At 70.6% G+C, this 18,113-nt stretch carries 16 protein-coding genes and 2 tRNA genes; 4 read left to right on the forward strand and 14 right to left on the reverse strand.

Annotated elements, in window-relative coordinates; translation table 11 throughout:
• Positions 1 to 75: 75 nt before the first annotated feature.
• Together ACFY1T_RS09870 and ACFY1T_RS09875 are read right to left on the reverse strand one after the other, a co-directional pair.
• Entirely contained in the window at positions 76 to 951 is an 876-nt protein-coding gene (locus ACFY1T_RS09870; RefSeq protein ID WP_390787734.1) for a rhomboid family intramembrane serine protease, read from the reverse strand.
• Between the two features lie 128 nt (positions 952 to 1,079).
• Complete coding sequence (locus tag ACFY1T_RS09875; RefSeq protein ID WP_389010246.1) at positions 1,080 to 1,607, reverse strand: peptidylprolyl isomerase; 528 nt, start codon at positions 1,605 to 1,607, stop codon at positions 1,080 to 1,082.
• Between the two features lie 175 nt (positions 1,608 to 1,782).
• Between ACFY1T_RS09875 and ACFY1T_RS09880 the strand changes: the two genes are divergently transcribed.
• Positions 1,783 to 2,466, forward strand: coding sequence for a DUF5324 family protein (locus ACFY1T_RS09880; protein ID WP_390787735.1), 684 nt, complete (start codon positions 1,783 to 1,785; stop codon positions 2,464 to 2,466).
• 160 nt (positions 2,467 to 2,626) lie between these two features.
• On the opposite strand, the gene ACFY1T_RS09885 is transcribed toward ACFY1T_RS09880, so the two are convergent.
• Positions 2,627 to 3,049, reverse strand: a complete 423-nt coding sequence (locus ACFY1T_RS09885) for a LysM peptidoglycan-binding domain-containing protein (protein ID WP_051804999.1) — start codon at positions 3,047 to 3,049, stop codon at positions 2,627 to 2,629.
• A gap of 150 nt (positions 3,050 to 3,199) precedes the next feature.
• Here ACFY1T_RS09885 and ACFY1T_RS09890 point away from each other — a divergent pair, with 150 nt between their 5' ends.
• Positions 3,200 to 3,724: a GNAT family N-acetyltransferase gene (locus ACFY1T_RS09890; RefSeq protein WP_390787736.1), complete on the forward strand. Its 525-nt coding sequence runs from the start codon at positions 3,200 to 3,202 to the stop codon at positions 3,722 to 3,724.
• 82 nt (positions 3,725 to 3,806) lie between these two features.
• Here ACFY1T_RS09890 and ACFY1T_RS09895 read toward each other — a convergent pair.
• Positions 3,807 to 3,879, reverse strand: a tRNA-Ala gene (locus ACFY1T_RS09895).
• A gap of 164 nt (positions 3,880 to 4,043) precedes the next feature.
• Between ACFY1T_RS09895 and ACFY1T_RS09900 the strand changes: the two genes are divergently transcribed.
• A complete protein-coding gene (locus ACFY1T_RS09900; RefSeq protein WP_030857694.1) occupies positions 4,044 to 4,592 on the forward strand; it encodes a transcriptional regulator in 549 nt (182 codons plus the stop codon).
• 52 nt (positions 4,593 to 4,644) lie between these two features.
• Positions 4,645 to 5,880 (forward strand): serine/threonine-protein kinase, encoded by a 1,236-nt coding sequence (locus tag ACFY1T_RS09905; RefSeq protein WP_390787737.1) that lies wholly within the window; start codon positions 4,645 to 4,647, stop codon positions 5,878 to 5,880.
• Positions 5,881 to 5,955: 75 nt separating this feature from the next.
• Here ACFY1T_RS09905 and ACFY1T_RS09910 read toward each other — a convergent pair whose 3' ends face one another.
• The 10 genes from ACFY1T_RS09910 to dnaN form a co-directional block, all read right to left on the reverse strand.
• On the reverse strand, positions 5,956 to 7,260 hold the full coding sequence (locus tag ACFY1T_RS09910) for a hypothetical protein (RefSeq protein WP_390787738.1): 1,305 nt from the start codon (positions 7,258 to 7,260) through the stop codon (positions 5,956 to 5,958).
• Between the two features lie 121 nt (positions 7,261 to 7,381).
• A complete protein-coding gene (locus ACFY1T_RS09915) occupies positions 7,382 to 7,516 on the reverse strand; it encodes a DLW-39 family protein (RefSeq protein WP_208809277.1) in 135 nt (44 codons plus the stop codon).
• Positions 7,517 to 7,661: 145 nt separating this feature from the next.
• Positions 7,662 to 7,735: transfer RNA gene (locus tag ACFY1T_RS09920), tRNA-Ile, on the reverse strand.
• Positions 7,736 to 7,829: 94 nt separating this feature from the next.
• Positions 7,830 to 8,558, reverse strand: coding sequence for a DUF3566 domain-containing protein (locus ACFY1T_RS09925; protein WP_390787739.1), 729 nt, complete (start codon positions 8,556 to 8,558; stop codon positions 7,830 to 7,832).
• Positions 8,559 to 8,561: 3 nt separating this feature from the next.
• The gene (gene gyrA, locus ACFY1T_RS09930) at positions 8,562 to 11,168 is read right to left on the reverse strand and encodes a DNA gyrase subunit A (RefSeq protein ID WP_390787740.1); all 2,607 of its coding nucleotides are present in this window, start codon (positions 11,166 to 11,168) and stop codon (positions 8,562 to 8,564) included.
• A 44-nt stretch (positions 11,169 to 11,212) separates the two neighbouring features.
• Positions 11,213 to 13,270: a DNA topoisomerase (ATP-hydrolyzing) subunit B gene (gene gyrB / locus ACFY1T_RS09935; RefSeq protein ID WP_390787741.1), complete on the reverse strand. Its 2,058-nt coding sequence runs from the start codon at positions 13,268 to 13,270 to the stop codon at positions 11,213 to 11,215.
• Positions 13,271 to 13,555: 285 nt separating this feature from the next.
• Positions 13,556 to 14,095 (reverse strand): DUF721 domain-containing protein, encoded by a 540-nt coding sequence (locus tag ACFY1T_RS09940; protein WP_390787742.1) that lies wholly within the window; start codon positions 14,093 to 14,095, stop codon positions 13,556 to 13,558.
• The gene (gene recF / locus ACFY1T_RS09945; RefSeq protein WP_390787743.1) at positions 14,092 to 15,240 is read right to left on the reverse strand and encodes a DNA replication/repair protein RecF; all 1,149 of its coding nucleotides are present in this window, start codon (positions 15,238 to 15,240) and stop codon (positions 14,092 to 14,094) included. Before recF ends, ACFY1T_RS09940 begins: the two co-directional genes overlap by 4 nt.
• Before the next feature lie 73 nt (positions 15,241 to 15,313).
• Positions 15,314 to 16,189 carry a phosphogluconate dehydrogenase (NAD(+)-dependent, decarboxylating) gene (gene gnd / locus ACFY1T_RS09950; protein WP_030857710.1) on the reverse strand — a complete coding sequence of 292 codons (876 nt, stop codon included), beginning with the start codon at positions 16,187 to 16,189 and terminating at the stop codon, positions 15,314 to 15,316.
• A gap of 188 nt (positions 16,190 to 16,377) precedes the next feature.
• Positions 16,378 to 17,508, reverse strand: a complete 1,131-nt coding sequence (gene dnaN / locus ACFY1T_RS09955) for a DNA polymerase III subunit beta (RefSeq protein ID WP_030153167.1) — start codon at positions 17,506 to 17,508, stop codon at positions 16,378 to 16,380.
• Positions 17,509 to 18,113 lie beyond the last annotated feature (605 nt).

Below are 18,113 nucleotides of genomic sequence, written 5' to 3' on the forward strand. Positions count from 1 at the left end.
CCACAGCGTCATCCACACCTGAGGAAAAGACAGAAGATCTGTGGATAACTCTGTGGAGTGTTGACGCCGGTGTGATCAGGTGAGTTCGGCCGTACGCAGCAGTACCACCGCCGCTGCCAGCAGGAACGCCGCCGCGCAGGTACCCCACTGGATCAGTGTGCGCGTCCTGCCGGCGGCCGGTCCGACCATGCCCAGACCGACCAGCAGGCCGGTCACCAGGCCGCCGATGTGGGCCTGCCAGGACACGGACAGGCTGCCGCCGAAGGGCACGAAGGTCAGCACCAGCATGAGCACGACCATGGTGATCACCGGCCGCATCTCGTAGCGCAGCCGGCGCACCAGCACGACCGTCGCGCCGAGCAGGCCGAAGATCGCGCCGGAAGCTCCGAGGGTCGGGGTGTTCGGCGCCGTCAGCAGATAGACGAGGGCGCTTCCGCCCAGGCCCGACAGCACGTACACGGCGAGGTAGCGGACCCGGCCCAGGGCCGCCTCCAGCGGGCCGCCGATCACCCACAGGGCCAGCATGTTGCCCCCGATGTGCCACCACTCCACATGCAGGAACACCGAGCTCAGCAGCCGGTAGTACTGGCCGGTGGAGACCCCTTCGACGGGGCCGCCGAAGTATTCGACGTACCGCCCGAGCAGCTCCAGCTGCACGACGACCGCCGGCGCCAGCAGACCCACCAGGAACACCGCGGCGTTGATCCCGATGAGGATCTTGGTGATGAGGTGCGGATCGGCGGCGACCACCCCGCCCGCGATGGTGCGCGGCACGCTTGCGGCCGGGGCGTGCCCCGTGCCGGAGCCGTCACGGACGCATTCGGGGCACTGGAAGCCGACCGAGGCGCTGATCATGCACTCGGGGCAGATGGGGCGCTCGCAGCGCGTGCAGCGGATCCCCGTGTCGCGGTCCGGGTGGCGGTAGCAGCCCGGCAGACGGTCGGTGTCCATCGGTCCCCTCGATCAGCGGCGGGGCAGGCGGTGCACCCCGCCGGTCGTCCGGCTGTGGCCCCATCGGTTCCCACGCAAGCAGGACGGACGGGCGGGGCGGAAAGGTTCCCGGTGCGGCTCGGGGGCGGTCAGCGCTTCTCGACGACGACGGACTGGATGATCACGTCGTCGAGGGGGCGCTCGGTGCGCGGGTTCGTCTTCAGGCCCGCGATGTCGTCCACGATCTTCTGGCTGGCCTTGTCGGTGACCTCGCCGAAGATGGTGTGCTTGCGGGTCAGCCAGGCGGTGGGCGCGACGGTGATGAAGAACTGGGACCCGTTGGTGCCCGGCCCGGCGTTGGCCATGGCGAGCAGGTACGGCTTGGTGAAGGCCAGGTCGGGGTGGAACTCGTCGGCGAACTGGTAGCCGGGGCCGCCGGTGCCGTTGCCGAGCGGGTCTCCGCCCTGGATCATGAAGCCGCTGATGACGCGGTGGAAGACGGTGCCGTCGTACAGCGGATCGGTGGTCTTCTGGCCGTCGGTGGGACGGGTCCATTCGCGGGCGCCCGTGGCCAGCTCCACGAAGTTCTTGACCGTCTTCGGAGCGAAGTTCGCCAAGAGCTCGATCTCGATGTCGCCGTGGTTGGTCTTCAGGGTGGCGTAGAGCTTCTCGGCCACGGATCTGCCTTCCATAGTCATCACTGTCGGTTCCAGATCCTCCCACGGAGCGCTGCGCGGCACAGAAATCCTCCACCCGTATGCCCTGTCACGCATGCCGCCCGACGGTATGGCAGGCATGATCCGACAAAGGGTGGAAAGGTGAACTGTGTCCGCCACCGAGGAGGAGGATCCTGTGACCCGCAAGGACAGCGTGCACCTGGCCGCCGAAAGCGCCAGGGAATCGGCGAGGCACGCAGCGGAAGCGGTGGCGCCGTACGCAGCGGCCGCCAGGGAAGCCGCTGCGCACTACGCGGCCGAGGCGAACGAGCGGCTGGCACCGAAGGTCTCGTACGCGACCGCCGAGGCGGCCCGCCAGGCCCGTACGGCGTACGACGAGCATCTGCACCCGAGGATGAGAGCGGCCCGCACGCACGTGCCCCCGAACGTGGACCGGGCGGCGACGATGGCCGTGCACCACACGCGCCGCGCGGCGCGGCAGGCGGCCGAGTACACGCAGCCGAGGCTGGAGAGCGCCCTGGCCGCGGCCCAGCCGGTGGCCGAGGAGGCCGCGTCCCGGTCGACGGCGGCGCTCGCCGCGCTGCGCGGCCAGGTGTCGGCCAAGGAGGTCCAGCGGCTGGTGAAGCGCCACGAGCGGCGGTGCCGGGCCGGCCGGGCGTTCAAGTTCGTCGCGGTGGTCGGCGTACTGGCCGGCGGCGCGTACCTGGCGTGGCGGTGGTGGGACCAGCAGTCGAACCCGGACTGGCTCGTCGAGCCGCCGGCCGCGACCGAGCTCTCGCGCGAGCGCGAGCCGGCCAGCTTCGACGACGAGCTGGCGGCGAAGGAGCGCGAGTCCTCCTCGGGCCCGACGGACGAGTGAGCGGACCCTGACCGCGGGACGGTTCCCGACCGCGGACGGGAAGAGGGCCCGGATCCGGCGGATCCGGGCCCTCTTGCCTGCCCTCGGGTCCTCAGGTCAGGTCCTCGGGCCGTCAGGTCCTCAGGCCGTCAGGTCCTCAGGCCGTCAGGTCCTCACGCCGTCAGTTGGGGAGGGTGAGCACCTGGCCGGGGTGGAGCAGTTCGGGGTTCGAGCCGACGACCCCCCGGTTCATGGCGTAGAGCTCGCGCCAGCGGGCCTCGTTGCCCAGCTCCAGGCGGGCGATCGAGGAGAGCGAGTCGCCGGACCGGACCGTGTAGGTGCGCTTCTCGACCGCCGGCATCGCCATCGGCATCGGCTTCGGCGCCGGAGCCGACGGAACCGCCTTGTGCGCGGCGGACGTGGGCGTCGGGGTGTGCGGCATCGGCTTCGGCCGTGACGCCGCGGCCATGCGCTCGGCGGCGGCCTTGGTGGCCGAGACGGCTTCGGTGTACTTGGCCGCGTAGTCGGCGGACGCGGCCGCCGCGGCCTTCTCCGCGGCCTCGTGCTTCTTCTTGTCGGACTTGAGGAAGTCGAAGAGTCCCATGGTCTGTACGCCTCCGGCGTGGTGTCGCCCCCTGGCTCGGTGCCTTCCCCCACTGTCGGACAGCCGGGGCCGCCCGGCCCTGTGACAGGGCCAACCGGGGGACCCCGGCACGGCCCGCCCCGCCGTCCGCCCGGCTGTTACCGTCGACGGATGCCCGAGCTCGTCTTCCCCTCCCCCCGACTGCACGCCTCCTGGCTCGAAGCCCGTGGGGAATGGGGCCCCGACGCCCACATGGACGGCGCCGGACTCGGCTCCGACGACGACGTGGACAGCCCCGCGGGCTTCGCCTCCTGGACGGAGCGGCTGCGCGGGTACGGGGACCGGACCCGCCCCGTCGAGCAGGGCCGCGTGCACGCCACGTACTGGTGGATCGCCGAGGGGGACACCTATCTGGGCGCCATCGACCTGCGCCACTACCTGAACGGCTTCCTCCTCGACGCCGGCGGCCACATCGGATACGGCATCCGGCCCTCGGCGCGACGGCGCGGACTGGCCGGATGGGCGCTCGGCTCGGTCCTGTACGAGGCCCGGCTCCTGGGCATGGACCGGGTACTCCTGACGTGCGACCCCGGCAACACGGGCTCCGTGCGCACGATCGAGCGGGGCGGCGGCGTCCTGGAAGACGTCCGCGACACCCTCATAGGCCCCAAGCGCCGCTACTGGATCGACCTCTAGCCGGGCCGCCACGGGGCGCACCGCACCACGCAAAGAGGCCATCCGACCTGCGTTTCCGCTGGTCAGATGGCCTCTGATGCTGTGGAGCTTAGGAGATTCGAACTCCTGACATCTGCCTTGCAAAGGCAGCGCTCTACCAACTGAGCTAAAGCCCCGAAAAGATGGACGCGACCGCCTCCCGTGAAGGTGTGGCCGTTCCGCAGAACAGAGTACCGGGTGTACCCCCGCATCTCGCAAAATTATGGGGGCTCCCGCCGCGCGACCACTCTCCGTAAGATGCTCGCGAGGTTCGCACGAGCGAAGTAGGGGAGTAGTAAGAGTGGACGCTGTTCAGCAAGAGGCCACGGCCAGAGCCAGAGAGCTTCAGCGGAGCTGGTACGGGGAGCCCCTGGGCGCTCTCTTCCGCCGGCTCATAGATGACCTCGGCTTGAACCAGGCCCGCCTCGCTGCGGTCCTCGGACTGTCGGCGCCCATGCTGTCCCAGCTGATGAGCGGCCAGCGAGCCAAGATCGGGAACCCGGCCGTTGTGCAGCGCGTACAGGCCCTCCAGGACCTCGCGGGCCAGGTGGCGGACGGAAGCGTCAGCGCGGCCGAGGCCACCGACCGGATGGACGAGATCAAGAAGACCCAGGGAGGCTCCGTCCTCAGCAACAGCGGCCAGACCACCACCGGTTCGGGCGCGCCCACCGTCAAGCGCGTCGTCCGCGAGATCCAGTCGCTGCTGCGCTCGGTCTCCGCGGCCGGCGACATCATCGACGCGGCCGACTCCCTCGCCCCCAGCCATCCCGAACTGGCAGAGTTCCTCCGGGTCTACGGCGCGGGCCGCACCGCCGACGCGGTCGCCCATTACGAGTCCCACCAGAACTGACGCGACACCACGCGCACGGGACGCACGCACGGGACGGGGGACGGGCGCAGCGATGGGTGAGATCTTCGCCGGTCGGTACGAACTGATCGATCCGATCGGGCGCGGTGGCGCGGGCGCCGTCTGGCGGGCCTGGGACCACCGGCGCCGCCGGTACGTCGCCGCGAAGGTCCTCCGGCAGAGCGACGCCCACACCCTGCTCCGGTTCGTCCGGGAGCAGGCCCTGCGCATCGACCACCCGCACGTGCTGGCCCCGGCCAGCTGGGCGGCGGACGACGACAAGGTCCTGTTCACGATGGACCTCGTCGCCGGGGGCTCCCTCGCCCACGTGATCGGGGACTACGGCCCGCTGCCGCCGCGCTTCGTGTGCACGCTGCTCGACCAGCTCCTGTCGGGTCTGGCGGCGGTGCACGCGGAAGGCGTCGTCCACCGCGACATCAAGCCGGCCAACATCCTGATGGAGGCCACCGGACGCGGACGGCCGCACCTGCGGCTGTCCGACTTCGGCATCTCGATGCGCAAGGGCGAGCCGCGCCTCACCGAGACCGACCACGTGGTGGGCACGCCCGGCTACTTCGCCCCGGAACAACTGCTCGGCTCCGAACCCGACTTCCCCGCCGACCTCTTCGCCGTCGGGCTGGTCGCCCTCTACCTCCTGCGGGGCAGCAAGCCCGATTCCCGGGCCCTGGCCGAGCACTTCTTCGCCCACGGCACCCCCGCCGCCCCCGAGGGCGTTCCGGCACCGCTCTGGGACGTCATCGCGAACCTCCTCCAGCCGGAGCCCCGGAACCGGTTCAAGACCGCCACAGGGGCCCGCAAGGCCCTTGCCGAGGCCGTGGAGCTGCTTTCTCCGCCCGTGCCGGACGAGGATCCGGTGGAGGTCTTCGACCAACTCGGCCCGCTCCCGCCCGGTTTCGGCCCCCGGGGGCCGCAGAGCACGGCCGCGGTGACCCCCGAGTCGCCCACCGCGGCGGCGGTCCCGGTGCAGGCCCGCGAGGCAGCGCCGGCCTCCGTACCGGCCGCGCCCGGGGGCTTCGGGCCGCCGCCGGCCGGGGCGTTCGGGCCCTCGGAGACGGGCAGCTTCCACCTCCCGCCGCCGGAGCGTTCCGCAGCGCCCGGCGCGACCGGAGCCACCGCCACCGCGCCCGACCACGAGGCCGCCGCCGCGCCCCTCCCGGCGCCCGTACGGACCGGCGGCATCGCCCCGCCGTCGGCGAGGGTCACCGCCGGGCTCCTCGGCGCCGCGCTGCTGTGCTTCGCGGTGGGCGTCTGGGCCCTGACCCGGCTCTAGAGCGGCACCCCCGGGCCGTACGCCGTGTCCGCGCACCGCGCGCCGCGCGCCCGGACCGTACGCCGCACCCCGCCGCTACGCCCTCCGCCCGCGCCGGCCCAGCAGCGTCCAGCCGCCCAGTACGAGCAGCAGCGCGGTCCCCGCGCCGAAGCCCGCGGCGGCCACCACCCGCATCGCCGAGCGCCCCTCGGCGGCCTCCGCCGCCTCGGGGGCGGTGAGCCCGTCCTCTGCCGCGGCCCGCTCGTCCGCGCCCACCCCGAACCCGGCGGCGGTCAGGCTCTCCTTGTACGCCGGCCCCTTGGCCGGGCCGCCGGTGACGTCCATGCGCAGCGTCAGCGGCACCGGGCTCGAGTCCCGGGTGAACTCGGCGACCTTCCCGCCCAGGGTCACCGCGATGTAGTACCAGCCCGCCAGCCGCGCTCCCCGCACCGCGTCGGCGTCCGAGAAGCGGTTCTCGTACGCCACCGGCGCCGTCTTCGGCAGGGTGAGCCCCGCCTGCTTGCCGCCGTACGAGGTGTCCTTGTCCTCGACCAGACCCCGGTACGGGCTGTACAGCGCGACGCTGAGCCCGCCCGCGGCCGAGCCGTACGACTTGGTCATGCTGGCGTCGGCGAGCTCGGCGCTGAGCCCCAACTGCTGTCCCCAGTCGAGCGGGACCCGGTAGAAACGGGTCTGCCCGGGCCGCAGGTCGTCCCGCCAGACCCCGCTGGCCAGCGCCCGGGCGTCGTTGAAGCCGGTGCCCCCGCTGCGCGCAACCGGCTCGCTGCCGGGCAGCGTCGGCGAGGCCGAGGGCCAGACGCCGGGCGCGGTGGTGGGGGCGCTGCCGGTGGTGAGGCCGGGCTCGCGCTGCAGCAGCAGTTCCACCGGCCACGCGCCCGGGTCGGAGCCCTTGGCGGCGGTGCGGGTGACCTTCGCGAAGTAGACGCCGGCGCCCTGGCATTCGGCGTCCTCCTCGAGCCGCCGGACCGCGACCGCGCCGAGGGGGACCGGGTCGTATCCGAAGCCGGCCCGGCCGGGGTTGTTCGGGCAGCGCCGGCCCTCCTTGGACATGATCTCCACCTCGAGGCCGTCGCCGTAGGCGACCTTGGCGCCGTGCGGGGGCTGGAGGACCGCGGAGAAGTACATGCTGGAGGCGTCGTCGAGGTTGAGCCGGTAGAAGCGCTCGCCCGGGCCGACGGTGTCCGCGTAGGCCTGCCCCGCGGCCACGAGCGGGGCGTCCGCGCTGCCGGGCGCGCCCTCGATCCTCTTGGCGTCCGCGGCTCCCCGGTAGGCCGGCACCGGCTGCGGGGGCGCCGCGGCGGCGTGCACCGCCCCGGGAAGGGCCCCGGCCAGCCCCAGGGCCGCCGCCCCCACCAGCACCGTCGTCCGTACCCGCCCCATCACGCCACCCCGATTTTGCTAGCGCAAGCCAAATCTTTGCATAACGTAACTATTCGTCACAGAACAGCACAAAGCCCCGGCAGCAGCGGCAGCCGGGGCCTCATGAGATCAGCTTTGGGTCTCACACACCGGAACCAGAGGGCACGGAGTCAGTTGCCTCCGTCCACAGGTCCTGCTCGGCGCGGTCCGCCTGGATCTGGCGGTACACGAGGAGCCCGCCGATGGCGGCCAGTGCGACCAGGAGCAGCTTCTTCACCGCGCGACCTCGTCTTTCGTTGACGTTGGGGACTTCTGACGGCCAACAATACACACGCACCGATACCGTTCGGTGACCTGGGAAGCCCTCAACTGACCCTACGAAGAAGACCCCCAGGCCGGGGGCCTGGGGGTCTTCTTCACTGTGGGGCTAACAGGATTTGAACCTGTGGCCTCATCCTTATCAGGGATGCGCTCTAACCAACTGAGCTATAGCCCCATCCGCGCTGCGCGCTGACTCCTGAAGATTAGCGCACAGACACGGTCGAGCCAAAATCCGTTCCCCGGGGCAGTCCCCGCAGGTCAATCAGCGGTCATTCGTCCTCGGCGAGCGTGAGCTCCACACCGCCGACGAAGCCCGCCGACAAGTTGTAGATGAACGCGCCCAGCGTCGCCAGCGCCGTCGCCAGCACCACGTCGATGACCGCGATCACCGACGTGAAGATCAGAACGCGCGGCAGCGACAGGAACGACTGGAGGTCGAAGCCGTTGCTCTCGTTCGATCCGGTCGCCTCGCTGATGGTGCCGCCGACGGTCGAGAAGACGCCCATGGCGTCCATGACCATCCACAGCACCGCCGCAGCCACGATCGTGCACACGCCGAGCGCGATCGACAGCAGGAAGCTGACCTTCATCACCGACCACGGGTCGGCCTTGGCCACCCGAAGCCGCGCCTTGCGCGTCCTGGGCGTCGTACGGGCCCCCGTACGCGCCTTGCGCTGCGCCCCGGCGTCCCCGGCACCCCGGGGCGCACCCGGGGCCGCAGGCGCCGCGTACGCCTGCGGCGGGTGGTACGGCTGCTCCGCCGGCCGGGCGGGCGCGGCGGTGGCCGCCGCCGCTGCGGGCGCGGCCGGCGCGCCAGCGCCCGCCCCGGCCGCCGCGGTCTGCTCCGGCTTCGACTTCGACTTCGGCTTGCGGGTGTCCGTCACGGTTCTCCCCCTGCCCTCGGCGGCCCCGGCGCCCCCGTCCGGGGAGTCCGCGGCGGGGCCACGGGTACCGTCCTCCCCAGTCTTGGCCGGTCCGGCGCCCGTGGCTCCACTCACGACTTACTCCTCGTGCTCCCCGGCCGAGGGCTGCGTGCCCTCGGCGGCCTCGGCGGCCTGTCCTTCGGCTGCGTCGGTCTCCTCGACCTCGTCAGCTTCCTGACCGGCCTCGGCGTTACGAGCGATACCGACCACGGCATCGCGCTTGCCCAGGTTGATCAGCTGGACGCCCATGGTGTCACGGCCGGTCTCCCTGACTTCGTTGACTCGCGTACGAATCACACCACCGCCCAGCGTGATGGCGAGAATCTCGTCCGTCTCGTCGACCACGAGCGCCCCGACGAGCGAACCGCGGTCCTCCACGATCTTGGCGGCCTTGATGCCCAGACCGCCACGGCCCTGGACGCGGTACTCGTCGACCGGCGTCCGCTTGGCGTAACCGCCGTCGGTCGCGGTGAAGACGAACGTACCCGGCCTCACAACGCTCATCGAGAGCAGTTCGTCACCTTCGCGGAAACTCATGCCCTTCACGCCCGAGGTGGCACGGCCCATCGGGCGCAGCGCGTCGTCGGTCGCCGTGAAGCGGATCGACTGCGCCTTCTTGCTGATCAGCAGCAGGTCGTCCTCGGCGGACACCAGCTCGGCGCCGATCAGCTCGTCGGCGGTTCCGTCGGCGCCGTCGGCGCCCGTCTCCCGGAGGTTGATGGCGATGACGCCGCCGGAGCGGGGCGAGTCGTAGTCCTTGAGCGCCGTCTTCTTCACCAGGCCGCCCTTGGTGGCCAGGATCAGGTACGGAGCGGCCTCGTAGTCGCGGATCGCGAGGATCTGGGCGATCTTCTCGTCCGGCTGGAAGGCCAGCAGGTTCGCCACGTGCTGCCCGCGGGCGTCGCGGCCGGCGTCCGGCAGCTCGTACGCCTTGGAGCGGTAGACCCGGCCCTTGTTCGTGAAGAACAGCAGCCAGTGGTGGGTGGTGGACACGAAGAAGTGGTCGACCAGGTCGTCCTGCTTCAGCTTCGTGCCGCGCACGCCCTTGCCGCCGCGCTTCTGCGAGCGGTAGTCCTCGGTCTTGGTGCGCTTGACGTAGCCGCCGTGCGTGATCGTGACGACGATGTCCTCTTCGGCGATCAGGTCCTCCATGGACATGTCGCCGTCGAAGGGGACCAGCTTGGAGCGCCGGTCGTCGCCGAACTTCTCGACGAGGGCCGCCAGCTCCTCGCTGACGATCGAGCGCTGCTTCTCCGGCGAGGCCAGGATCGCGTTGTACTCGTTGATCTTCGCCTGGAGCTCGTCGTGCTCGGCGACGATCTTCTGCCGCTCCAGGGCCGCCAGGCGCCGCAGCTGCATCTCGAGGATCGCGTTGGCCTGGATCTCGTCGATCTCCAGCAGGCCCATCAGGCCCTCGCGCGCGATCTCGACCGTGTTGCTGCGCCGGATCAGCGCGATGACCTCGTCGATCGCGTCCAGCGCCTTGAGCAGACCGCGCAGGATGTGCGCCCGCTCCTCCGCCTTGCGCAGGCGGAACTTCGTACGCCGGACGATGACCTCGATCTGGTGCTGCACCCAGTGGCGGATGAACGCGTCGATCGACAGCGTGCGCGGCACGCCGTCCACCAGCGCCAGCATGTTCGCGCCGAAGTTCGTCTGCAGGTCGGTGTGCTTGTACAGGTTGTTCAGCACGACCTTGGCGACGGCGTCGCGCTTGAGCACGATCACCAGGCGCTGGCCCGTGCGCGACGAGGTCTCGTCGCGGACGTCGGCGATGCCGCCGATCTTGCCGTCCTTCACGAGGTCGGCGATCTTCTGCGCCAGGTTGTCCGGGTTCGTCTGGTACGGAAGCTCCGTGACCACCAGGCACTGGCGGTTCTGGATCTCCTCGACCTCGACCACCGCGCGCATCGTGATGGAGCCGCGCCCGGTCCGGTACGCCTCCTCGATGCCCTTGCGGCCCACGACCAGCGCGCCCGACGGGAAGTCGGGGCCCTTGATCCGCTCCAGGAGCGCGTCGAGCAGCTCCTCGTGCGAGGCGTCCGGGTGCTCCAGCGCCCACTGGGCGCCGGCCGCGACCTCGCGCAGGTTGTGCGGCGGGATGTTGGTGGCCATGCCGACCGCGATGCCGGCGCTGCCGTTGACCAGCAGGTTCGGGAAGCGGGCCGGCAGGACGGTCGGCTCCTGGTTGCGGCCGTCGTAGTTGTCCGTGAAGTCGACGGTCTCCTCGTCGATGTCCCGGAGCATCTCCATGGCCAGCGGCATCAGCTTGCACTCGGTGTAGCGCATCGCGGCCGCCGGGTCGTTGCCCGGGGAGCCGAAGTTGCCGTTGCTGTCCACCAGCGGCATGCGCATCGACCACGGCTGGGCCAGGCGGACCAGGGCGTCGTAGATGGAGCTGTCGCCGTGCGGGTGGTACGTGCCCATGACGTCACCGACGACGCGGGCGCACTTGTAGAAGCCCTTCTCGGGCCGGTAGCCGCCGTCGTACATCGCGTACAGCACGCGGCGGTGCACCGGCTTGAGGCCGTCCCGTACGTCGGGCAGCGCGCGGGACACGATGACGGACATCGCGTAGTCGAGGTAGGAGCGCTGCATCTCCGTCTCGAGCCCGACGGGCTCGATGCGCAGCACGGGCTGCTCCTCCGCGGGATTCTCGGCGGTGGGGGTGGTTTCGTCGGCCATTGCTGGTCAGAAGTCCTTTCAGGCGGCGGTCAGCGGAGGCCGACTCAGATGTCGAGGAACCGAACGTCCTTGGCGTTGCGCTGGATGAAGGAGCGCCGGGCTTCGACGTCCTCACCCATGAGCACCGAGAACAGGTCGTCGGCCTGGGCCGCGTCGTCGAGGGTGACCTGGCCGAGCACGCGGTGGTCCACGTCCATGGTCGTGACGCGCAGCTCCTCGGCGTTCATCTCGCCCAGACCCTTGAAGCGCTGGATCGAGTCTTCCTTGATCCGCTTGCCGTTCTGCTTGCCGAGTTCGACGAGGGCGTCGCGCTCCCGGTCCGAGTACGCGTACTCGAAGTCGTCCCGGCCCCACTTGATCTTGTACAGCGGCGGGCGGGACAGGTACACGTGGCCCGCCTCGACCAGCGGCCGCATGAAGCGGAAGAGGAAGGTGAGCAGCAGGGTGTTGATGTGCTGGCCGTCGACGTCGGCGTCCGCCATCAGGATGATCTTGTGATAGCGGAGCTTCTCGATGTCGAAGTCCTCGTGCACACCGGTGCCGAAGGCGCTGATCAGCGCCTGGACCTCGGTGTTCTGCAGGATCTTGTCGATGCGGGCCTTCTCGACGTTCAGGATCTTGCCGCGGATCGGCAGGATGGCCTGGTACATCGGGTTGCGGCCGGACTTCGCGCTGCCGCCGGCGGAGTCGCCCTCGACGATGAAGATCTCGCACTTGGTCGGGTCGTTCGACTGGCAGTCGGACAGCTTGCCCGGCAGCGAGGCCGACTCCAGCAGGCCCTTGCGGCGGGTCAGGTCGCGGGCCTTGCGCGCCGCGACGCGGGCCGTGGCCGCCTGGATCGACTTGCGGATGATGTCCGCGGCCTCGACCGGGTTGCGGTCGAACCAGTCGTTGAGGTGCTCGTGGACGACCTTCTGCACGAAGGTCTTGGCCTCCGTGTTGCCCAGCTTGGTCTTCGTCTGGCCCTCGAACTGCGGCTCGCCCAGCTTCACCGAGATGATCGCGGTCAGACCCTCGCGGATGTCCTCGCCGGCGAGGTTGTCGTCCTTCTCGCGGAGCAGCTTCTTGTCGCGCGCGTAACGGTTCACCAGACCCGTCAGCGCGGCCCGGAAGCCCTCCTCGTGCGTACCGCCCTCGTGCGTGTGGATCGTGTTCGCGAAGGAGTAGACCCCCTCCGTGTACTGCGAGTTCCACTGCATCGCGATCTCGACCGAGAGCATGCGCTCCTTGTCCTCGGCCTCGACGTCGATGACGGTCGGGTGGATGAGCTCGCCCTTGCGCGAGTTCAGGTACTTCACGAAGTCGACGATGCCGCCCTCGTAGTGGTACTTGACCGTGCGGGCCTGCTGCTCGTCGGCCTCCTCGGCCGAGTCCGCGCCCACCGTCGCCTTCGCCGACTCGCGCTCGTCGGTCAGCGACAGGGTCAGGCCCTTGTTGAGGAAGGCCATCTCCTGGAAGCGCCGCGACAGCGTCTCGAAGGAGTACTCGGTCGTCTCGAAGATGTCGCCGTCGGCCCAGAACGTCACCGACGTGCCGTGCTCGTCGGTCTGCTCGTTCTTGGCCAGCGGGGCCGTCGGCACGCCCAGCTTGTAGTCCTGGGTCCAGCGGTGGCCGTCCGTCTTGACCTCGACCGCGACCTTGGTCGACAGGGCGTTCACGACGGAGACGCCGACGCCGTGCAGACCGCCGGAGACGGCGTAGCCGCCACCGCCGAACTTGCCGCCCGCGTGCAGGACCGTCAGAACGACCTCGACGGCCGGCTTCCCTTCGGACGGCACGATGCCGACCGGGATGCCGCGGCCGTTGTCGATCACGCGCACCCCGCCGTCGGCGAGGATCGTGACGTCGATGGTGTCCGCGTGCCCGGCCAGCGCCTCGTCGACCGAGTTGTCTACGACCTCGTAGACGAGGTGGTGCAGACCACGCTCGCCCGTCGAGCCGATGTACATACCCGGCCGCTTGCGGACCGCGTCCAGGCCCTCGAGGACCTGGATCGCGCTGGCGTCGTACGAGGCGGTGACCTCGCCGTTCTCGCCGGCTGTGGACTGGTTGTCGTTGGGGTTGCCGGAATCGGCCACGAAGCGCCCTTTCTGGCACAGCACAGGCCGTACTCCGGGCCAGCAGGCATGCAAGCAGGAGCGGCTGCGTCGATCTGCGTTGTCAGCGTGTATCAGCTAGATCCCGCAAGCGGGCGGGATTCGCTTCAGTCTACCGGTACCACGGACATGAATGGGGGTTTGCCGGTACCTCAGTCCGCATGTGCCGCCCTGAACCTCCTCTCTCCGACTCCCCATATCCGGGAAGGGGCTCAAAGAGGCTCACGCGGGCGTCCAGCGCTTCGGCCTGTCAAGCTCCGGCTACCGTGAGGGACGCCACGCGATCCGCGGCTATCCGTACGTGTCCCCCGGGCCCGTGCTGCCCGGCGCGCGCAGCGGCCCGTACCGCTTCGGGCGCCCGCCCGGGCCCTGGACCTTGATCATCCGGACCGTTCCCTGGCCCAGGTCCGCGTTGAGCCGCGCCACCAGCTGAGGGGCCAGCAGCTTCAGCTGCGCCGCCCAGGCCGAGGAGTCACAGCGCACGACCAGTTCACGGTCCTCGTACCGGTCCGGTTCACAGTGCGCCGCGATCTCGGGCCCGACGATCTCCGGCCAGCGCTCCATCACGCCCGCGACCGCCATCGGCATCTCCCAGCCGCGCTCGGTGCGCAGCCGGTCCAGCGCCGCCATGAGGGGCATCGGGTCGCGGCCGTCCGCGCGGGCGCCCGAGCGCAGGCCGGGCCGGTGCCGGTTCTTCCCGCCGGCCGCGTTGCCCCGGGCCCGCGCCTGCTCGCGGGCGGCCGCCAGCGCCTGGCGGGCGAGGTCCACGCCCGAGGGCTCGGGGACCTTGCGGGGTCCGGTCGTACCGGCTTCCTTCTCGTCCTCGCTCACAGCCGGGTCACCTCACCTCCGGACACCCCGAACCGGGTCCCCGCCAGCACCCCCGGAACGTCGTCGTCCACCGCCGCGGTCACCAGTACCTGCTCGCCCGCGGCCACCAGCTCCGCCAGCCGCTCCCGGCGCCGCGCGTCCAGCTCGGCGAACACGTCGTCCAGGATCAGCACCGGCTCGGCGCCCTCCGAGCGCAGCAGCTCGTACGAGGCCAGCCGCAGCGCCAGCGCGTACGACCAGGACTCGCCGTGGCTCGCGTACCCCTTCGCCGGGAGGTCGCCCAGGCGCAGCAGCACGTCGTCCCGGTGCGGGCCGACGAGGGTCACCCCGCGCTCGATCTCCTGCTTGCGCACCTCGGCCAGGGCCGACAGCAGCACCTCGTACAGGGCTTCGCGGGTGCGGACCTCTCCGCCGTCCACGCTCAGGCCGGCCTCGCCCGCGGCCGAGGACTTGTACGCGAGCCCCAGCGGGCCGCCGCCGGGCGCGAGCTGCTCGTACGCCTTGTCCGCGAGCGGCAGCAGCGTCGCGATCAGGTCGAGGCGCTGCGCCAGCAGCTCCGCGCCCGCGCGCGCGAGGTGCTGGTCCCAGACGTCCAGGGTGGAGAGGTCCATGGAGCGGCCTCCGTGCCGGCGGGCCATCGCCGCCGACTTCAGCAGGGTGTTGCGCTGCTTGAGCACCCGCTCGTAGTCCGAGCGGACCCCCGCCATCCGCGGCGAGCGGGCGGTGACGAGCTCGTCGAGGAACCGCCGGCGCTCACCGGGGTCCCCCTTCACGAGGGCCAGGTCCTCCGGCGCGAACAGCACCGTCCGTACGATCCCCAGTACGTCCCGGGGCCTGACCTGCGAGGACCGGTTGATGCGGGCGCGGTTGGCGCGCCCCGGGTTCAGCTCCAGCTCGACCAGCTGCTGGCGCGCGCCGTGGGTGACGGCCGCGCGGATGACGGCGCGGTCCGCGCCCATCCGGACCAGCGGGGCGTCCGAGGAGACGCGGTGGCTGCCGAGGGTCGCCAGGTACCCGATGGCCTCGACCAGGTTCGTCTTGCCCTGGCCGTTGGGCCCCACGAAAGCCGTGACGCCCGGGTCGAGGGGAACCTCGGCCCGGGCGTACGAGCGGAAGTCGGCCAGTGAGAGATGCGAAACATGCATACGGCGCCGACCTCCCCCGGCTTCCTGCTGCTCTGCTCTGTACTTCTGCGTGCGGTGGTGGACAGGCTGTGGATTACGCCTTCTCGACCGCGTGGCCGCCGAACTGGTTGCGCAGCGCGGCGATCATCTTCATCTGCGGGGAGTCGTCCTGGCGGGACGCGAACCGCGCGAAGAGCGAGGCGGTGATCGCGGGCAGCGGCACGGCGTTGTCGATCGCCGCCTCCACCGTCCACCGGCCCTCGCCCGAGTCCTGCGCGAAGCCGCGCAGCTGCTCCAGGTGCTCGTCCTGGTCGAGGGCGTTGACGGCCAGGTCCAGCAGCCAGGAGCGGATGACGGTGCCTTCCTGCCAGGAGCGGAAGACCTCGCGGACGTCGGTGACCGAGTCCACCTTCTCCAGCAGCTCCCAGCCCTCGGCGTAGGCCTGCATCATGGCGTACTCGATGCCGTTGTGGACCATCTTGGCGAAGTGGCCCGCGCCGACCTTGCCGGCGTGCACGGCGCCGAACTCGCCCTCGGGCTTGAGGGCGTCGAAGACCGGCTGGACCCGGGCGACGTGGTCCTTCTCGCCGCCGTACATGAGCGCGTAGCCGTTCTCCAGGCCCCACACGCCGCCGGAGACACCGCAGTCGACGAAGCCGATGCCCTTGGCGGCCAGCTCCGCGGCGTGCTTCTCGTCGTCGGTCCAGCGCGAGTTGCCGCCGTCGACGACGATGTCGCCGATCGAGAGCAGCTCGGCGAGCTCGTCGACGGTGGACTGCGTCGCCGCACCTGCCGGGACCATCACCCACACGACGCGGGGGGCCTGCAGGCTGTCCACAAGTTCCCGCAGGCTGTGGACATCGGCAAGGTCCGGGTTGCGGTCGTATCCGATGACGGTGTGGCCTGCGCGGCGGATGCGCTCGCGCATGTTGCCGCCCATCTTGCCGAGACCGACGAGACCAAGCTCCATCAGGTGGTTCCTTAAGCGTTGTGGCCGTCTGTGCCGGGTTCCCCGCAATCACCGGGGCACCCAGGCTCCGAGCCTACGCCGGGCGGTGGCGCCGGGCGCCACGGGCGCTCCAGGGACGGCCGTGCGGGGGCGGACGGCGTCGGGCCCGGCCCCGCGCCTGCGAGACCGGGCCCGACGTACGCCGCGTGTCAGCCGGAGAGGCGCACCGGCATGATCAGGTACTTGTACGCCTCGTCCGCCTCGGCGTCGACCGCGGGACGGCCGCTCAGCAGCGCCGGCTTGGTGGACGTGGTGAAGCTCAGCTGCGCGGCCGGCGAGTCGATCGCGCTCAGGCCGTCCAGCAGGAAGGTCGGGTTGAAGGCGATCGAGATGTCGTCGCCCTCGAGCTTGGCGTCCACACGTTCCACAGCCTGTGCGTCGTCGGAGGAGCCCGCCTCCAGGATCAGCACGCCCTGCTCGAAGCTGAGGCGGACCGGGGTGTTGCGCTCGGCGACCAGGGCCACGCGCTTGACGGCCTCGACGAACGGGGCGGTCTCGATGACGGCGATGGAGTTGAACTCCGTCGGGAAGAGCGTGCGGTACTTCGGCAGGTCGCCTTCGAGCAGCCGGGTGGTGGTGCGGCGGCCGGCGCCCTCGAAACCGATGAGGCCCTCGCCCGCGCCGGAGCCCGACAGCGCCAGGGTGACGGTGTCACCGCTGGTCAGGGACTTGGCCGTGTCCAGGAGCGTCTTCGCGGGCACCAGGGCCACGGCGGATGCGTCCGGGTTCTCCGGCTTCCACAGGAACTCGCGGACCGCGAAGCGGTAGCGGTCGGTGGAGGCCAGGGTGACGCGGTCGCCCTCGATCTCGATGCGGACACCGGTCAGCACGGGCAGCGTGTCGTCGCGGCCGGCGGCGATGGCGACCTGGGCGGCGGCGGAGGCGAAGACCTCACCGGGCACGGTGCCGGTCGCGGTCGGCATCTGCGGCAGCGCCGGGTACTCCTCCACAGGCAGGGTGTGGAGTGTGAATCGCGAGGACCCGCAGACCACGGTCGCCCGTACACCGTCTGTGGAAATCTCCACCGGGCGGTTGGGGAGGGCGCGGCAGATGTCGGCGAGCAGCCGGCCGGAGACGAGGACGGTGCCGTCCTCCTCGACGTCGGCCTCGACGGAGACGCGGGCCGAGACCTCGTAGTCGAAGCCGGAGAGGGACAGCGTGCCCTCCTCGGCCTTCAGCAGCAGGCCCGCGAGAACGGGCACCGGCGGCCGGGCCGGGAGGCTACGGGCAGCCCAGGCCACCGCCTCCGCGAGTACGTCGCGCTCCACCCGGATCTTCACCGGAACCGCCTCCTGCTGTTGCTCGCTCGTCTGCCGGCCTTCGTTCTCGGCGCCGGTGCCTCGATGCCGTCGATGGCTCGGAGCCTCGGTGCCGGGCACCAGTCTGACGTACGGCGCCGACAGTCGTTGCTGCCGGAGGTCAAGTCGGGAGCGAGGTGTCGGGGAGGCGTCCCCACCGAGTTGTGCACAGGACCCGCTTGAAAACCGAAACCGGGCTAACTCTCTATGGGGGTAGTAGTAGGGCCTGTGGAAACGGTGGATAAGCCCGTTGTCCCAGGTCAGCCCGCGTTTTTTATCCACCGACCCTGTGGGTGACACCGGTGGACAACACCGTGTGTCTGTGGAGAACAAAAACTTCTGCACAGGCCGTCCCCAGACGACCCCGACTACTCCACAGGTGTGTCCCCAGGTTTCCCCCAGTACTCCACAGCCCAAACGTCGTCTTCCGTGTGACGGCTTTCACTCCGGGTGGTGACGGGAGGTGCAATGTTGCCGAACAGTGGACAGCGGTGTGGGTAACTCGTCGGATCCTGTGCACAGAGTGCGGCAACCTGTGGGTCGGCGGTGGACAGAGGAGTGGACGAGCCTGTGGACGAAGATTCTGT

This window comes from Streptomyces sp. NPDC001194 (assembly GCF_042896985.1).
Taxonomy (GTDB): Bacteria; Actinomycetota; Actinomycetes; order Streptomycetales; family Streptomycetaceae; genus Streptomyces.

Bases quoted from the DNA above. Each gene is read 5' to 3' on its own strand.
- gyrA (WP_390787740.1), bottom strand. From the start codon at position 11,168: ATGGCCGACGAAACCACCCCCACCGCCGAGAATCCCGCGGAGGAGCAG.
- ACFY1T_RS09905 (WP_390787737.1), top strand. From the start codon at position 4,645: ATGGGTGAGATCTTCGCCGGTCGGTACGAACTGATCGATCCGATCGGG.
- ACFY1T_RS09910 (WP_390787738.1), bottom strand. From the start codon at position 7,260: ATGGGGCGGGTACGGACGACGGTGCTGGTGGGGGCGGCGGCCCTGGGG.
- gnd (WP_030857710.1), bottom strand. From the start codon at position 16,189: ATGGAGCTTGGTCTCGTCGGTCTCGGCAAGATGGGCGGCAACATGCGC.
- ACFY1T_RS09890 (WP_390787736.1), top strand. From the start codon at position 3,200: ATGCCCGAGCTCGTCTTCCCCTCCCCCCGACTGCACGCCTCCTGGCTC.
- ACFY1T_RS09870 (WP_390787734.1), bottom strand. From the start codon at position 951: ATGGACACCGACCGTCTGCCGGGCTGCTACCGCCACCCGGACCGCGAC.
- ACFY1T_RS09885 (WP_051804999.1), bottom strand. From the start codon at position 3,049: ATGGGACTCTTCGACTTCCTCAAGTCCGACAAGAAGAAGCACGAGGCC.
- recF (WP_390787743.1), bottom strand. From the start codon at position 15,240: ATGCATGTTTCGCATCTCTCACTGGCCGACTTCCGCTCGTACGCCCGG.